The 4,104-nt window shown below is 72.7% G+C and carries 3 protein-coding genes; all 3 read left to right on the top strand.

What is annotated here, in order from left to right:
- Positions 1 to 644 (top strand): FAD-dependent oxidoreductase (locus L2I40_RS19810; RefSeq protein WP_237216907.1); only part of this gene is annotated, 644 nt, incomplete at its 5' end.
- Positions 641 to 2,281: an acyl-CoA dehydrogenase family protein gene (locus L2I40_RS19805; RefSeq protein WP_237216906.1), complete on the top strand. Its 1,641-nt coding sequence runs from the start codon at positions 641 to 643 to the stop codon at positions 2,279 to 2,281. The genes L2I40_RS19810 and L2I40_RS19805, both read left to right, overlap by 4 nt.
- Before the next feature lie 57 nt (positions 2,282 to 2,338).
- Positions 2,339 to 3,943, top strand: a complete 1,605-nt coding sequence (gene crtI / locus L2I40_RS19800; RefSeq protein ID WP_237216905.1) for a phytoene desaturase family protein — start codon at positions 2,339 to 2,341, stop codon at positions 3,941 to 3,943.
- Positions 3,944 to 4,104 lie beyond the last annotated feature (161 nt).

The following is a 4,104-nucleotide window of genomic DNA, read 5'->3' as shown; positions in this document are numbered from 1 at the left end:
ACTGGATGGAAGCGGAGCGTGCGACGATCGCGCTGGCCGACGGCACCACGCGCGGCGCAGACATCCTGGTCGTCGCGGCCGGTCCCTGGGGCCCGCGCCTGGTGCCCGGCCTCGCGGCGCGCGTGCGCCCGACGCGCCAGGTCGTCGTCCGCCTCGCCCCGCCGCCCGAGCATGCCGAGGCCTGGGCGCGCGCGCCGATGGTGCTCGATCTCGCCGAGAATGGCGGCTTCTACGCCGTCCCGCCGGTCGCCGGCACGCCGCTCAAGATCGGCGACCACCGCTTCGGCGCCACCGTGGACCCGGATGGCCCGCGCGACGTCACGCAGGCGGAGGCCGAGGCGATCCTCGGCCTCGCCCGGCACCGCATCCGCGACCTCGACCGCTACCGCATCCTCTCCGCCGCCGCCTGCTGGTACGACGTGGAGCCCGACGAGCGCTTCGTCGTCGAAAGCCTCTCCCCCCGCGCCTTCGTGATGTCCGGCTTCTCGGGCCATGGCTTCAAGTTCGGCGCGGTGCTTGGCCTGGGCCTCGCACGTGCGGCACTCGACTCGTCGCTGCGCCCCACCCTCGCGCCCTGGGCGGCGGGGCTCACGTCACCACCTCCCGGCCTGCTGGCCGATCTCGCGCAGGACCAGATGGCATGATCCGCAGCACGGCTGCCGACGACCTCATCCTCGGGCTGACCCGCGTGGTGGACCTGCCCGGGCTCACCGACGCCGCCGGCGCGCCGCTCTCCGCCGCCGACATCGAGGCGCTGGTGCGCGAGGCCGACCGCTTCTGCACCGAAGTGCTGGCCCCGGGCTGGCAGGACGCCGACCGCGAGGGCGCGGCCTATGCGAACGGCCGCGTCACCGTGCCCGCCCGCTACCACGACACCATGCGCCAATGGATCGAGAGCGGCTGGCAGGGCGTCGCCGCGCCCGAGGCGCATGGCGGGCAGGGCCTGCCGCACGCCATCTGGACCGCGGTGAACGAGCTCGCGTCCGCCGCCGACATGGCCTTCTTCCTGGGTCCCATCCTGACCGCCGGCGCCATCGACTGCCTCGACCGCTTCGCCTCCGACGACCAGAAGGCGCGCTGGCTGCCGAAGCTCGTCACCGGCGAATGGCCCGGCACGATGAACCTGACGGAGCCGCAGGCGGGCTCCGACCTCGGCGCCATCCGCACCCGCGCCGAGCCGCTCGGCGACGGCCGCTACGCCATCCACGGCCAGAAGATCTACATCACCTGGGGCGAGCACGAGACGACGGGCAACATCCTGCACCTCATCCTGGCCCGCCTGCCCGACGCGCCGCCCGGCTCGCGCGGCATCTCCCTCTTCGCCGCGCAGCGCATCCTCGACGACGGCCGGCGCAACGCGCTGCGCTGCGGCGGGCTCGAGAAGAAGATGGGCATCCACGCCTCGCCCACCTGCGTCATGCTGTTCGAAGGCGCGGAGGCCGAGATGATCGGCGAGCCCAACCGCGGCCTCCACGCCATGTTCGCGATGATGAATGCCGCGCGCCTGGCCGTCGGCGTCCAGGGCGTCGGCCAGGGCGCCCGCGCGCTCCAGCTTGCCGAAGCCTATGCCGAGCAGCGGACCCAGTTCGGCCGCTCGATCGCGACACTCCCCGACGTCGCCCGCATGCTGCACGAGATGCGCGCGGTCACGCTGGCGGGCCGGCTGATGGCGCTGGAAGCCGCCGCAGCGCTCGACCGCCACCACCTGCTCGGCGACGAGGCCGCGGCGACCCGCCTCGCTTTGCTCATCCCCATCGTGAAGTCCTGGTGCAGCGACCGCGGCGTGGAGGTCGCCAGCCTCGGCATCCAGGTGCATGGCGGCATGGGCTTCGTCGAGGACACTGGCGCCGCCCAGGTGCTGCGCGACGCCCGCATAGCGCCGATCTACGAGGGCACCAACGGCATCCAGGCCATCGACCTGCTGACCCGCAAGGTCGCCAAGGACGAGGGCGCCGCGATGCGCGGGCTGATCGCGGAGATGGCGGCCGTGCCGGCCCTGGCGCGGGCCGCCGCCGATCTCGACCGGGCGACCGGCACCATGCTGGCCGTGCAGGCGCGCGACCCGGACGCGGCGCAGTCGCTCGCCGTCGCCTATCTCGAGGCCTGCGGCTGGACGCTCGGCGGCTGGATGCTGGCGCGCGCCGCGGCCGCCGCACCGGACTACGCGCCGCTCGCCTCTTACTACGTGACCCGGCTGCTGCCCCGCGCCGCGGCCCGGTGCCTCGAAATCGAGGCTGCCCACAATGGCATGGCTTCCCCGGGGCTCACGGCTGCGGCATGAGGGATTGATCGTGCCCCTTGCGCCTTCCGGCGTCGGGGGCATCTGGCTGCGGGACCCATGAACACCGTACTCGCCTCGCCTGCCCTCCAGCGGCCACGCACCAAAATCGCCATCGTCGGCGCCGGCCCCGGCGGGCTCGCGGCCGCCATGCTGCTCGCCGCCTCCGGCGCCCGCGTCACCGTCTTCGAGAAGGACGGCGTCGTCGGCGGCCGCACGCGCACCCTGACCACCGAGCAGGGCTACAGCTTCGACCTCGGCCCGACCTTCTTCCTCTATCCGCGGATCCTGAAGGAGATCTTCGTCCGCTGCGGCGCCGACCTCGAGGCGGAGGTCGACCTCCGGCGCCTCGAGCCGCAGTACCGGCTGATCTTCGAGGCCGCGTCGGGCGCCACCCATATCGACTGCTCCTCCGACATGGAGCGCATGGAGGCGGAACTCGCCCGCTTCTCGCCCGGCGACGCCAAGGGGCTCCGCCCCTTCATGGCGGAGAACCGCGCCAAGCTGGACGTCTTCCGCCCCGTGCTCGAACGGCCCTTCGTCGGGCCGCTGGACATGGTGAAGTGGGACATGATCCGGGCGCTGCCGCTGCTGCGCCCGTGGTCCACGGTCGACCGCGACCTGGCCCGGCACTTCCGGGATCCCCGCGTCCGCCTCGCCTTCTCCTTCCAGACAAAATACCTAGGGATGAGCCCCTTCCGGTGCCCCTCCCTCTTCACCATCCTCTCCCACCTCGAATACGAGCACGGGGTGTTCCACCCCATCGGCGGCTGCGGTGCCATCTCCGCCGCCATGGCGCGCGTCGCGGAACGCCTGGGCGCCGAGATCCGCCTGAACGAGCCGGTCGAGCGCATCGCCTTCGAAGGTCGCCGCGCGCGCGGGATCGAGACCGGCGGCCGCCGCCACGACACCGACGCCGTCGTCGTCAACGCCGACTTCGCCCACGCCATCCCGCGCCTGGTGCCCGCCGAGCTGCGCCGTGACTGGACCGACGAGAAGATCGGCAAGGCGCGCTACTCCTGCTCGACCTTCATGCTCTATCTCGGCCTCGACCGGCCGCTGCCCGAGCTCGCGCACCACACGGTCCTGCTCAGCGAAGGCTACCGGGAGAACATCGCCGAGATCGAAGGCGGCACCATTCCCGAAGTGCCGTCCATGTACGTCCAGAACGCTGGCATCACCGACCCGACGCTGGCGCCGGCCGGCCACTCGGCGCTCTACGTGCTGGTGCCGGTGCCGAACCTCATCAAGCAGCCCGACTGGCCGGCCCAGGCGGCGCGCTACCGCGAGATCGCGCTCAACCGCCTCCAGGCGCTCGGCCTGCCCGACCTCCGGCCGCACATCCGCTACGAGAAGATCGTCGCGCCGCAGGACTGGGAGAGCGACTACGCGGTGGGCTTCGGCGCCACCTTCAACCTCTCCCACGAACTGCCGCAGATGCTCTACTTCCGGCCGGGCAACCGCTTCCGCGACGTCGAAGGCCTCTACCTGGTCGGCGGCGGCACCCATCCGGGCTCCGGCCTGCCGGTCATCTACGAAGGCGCGCGCATCACCACCGGCCTGATCGCCCAGGACCTCGGCCTCAGCGGCGCGCCGTCGCGCCCGACCGCGGCCGGCGACCTCACCGCAGCCACGCCCGCCGCCGCCTACGGGCCGGAGCGGTAGCCGTGTTCCAGGGGCTGTCCGCAGGGGGGCCTTGCCCCCCTGCACCCCCCACCAGGAGCCTGGAGGCTCCTGGACCTGCATCCGTTTAACGCCGGTCAGGGAGGGGGCTTGGCCCCCTCCCTGACCGGCGTTGAAAACTGACGTGGGGGCCCGGGGGCCGT

This window comes from Falsiroseomonas oryziterrae (genome assembly GCF_021864505.1).
GTDB classification, from domain to species: Bacteria; Pseudomonadota; Alphaproteobacteria; order Acetobacterales; family Acetobacteraceae; genus Falsiroseomonas; species Falsiroseomonas oryziterrae.
The sequence above is the reverse complement of the archived record's forward strand: the minus strand, read 5'-3'. Positions and strand labels throughout refer to the sequence as shown.

Excerpts from the sequence above, each read along its gene's own strand:
- crtI (WP_237216905.1), top strand. The coding sequence starts at position 2,339 with ATGAACACCGTACTCGCCTCGCCTGCCCTCCAGCGGCCACGCACCAAA.
- L2I40_RS19805 (WP_237216906.1), top strand. The coding sequence starts at position 641 with ATGATCCGCAGCACGGCTGCCGACGACCTCATCCTCGGGCTGACCCGC.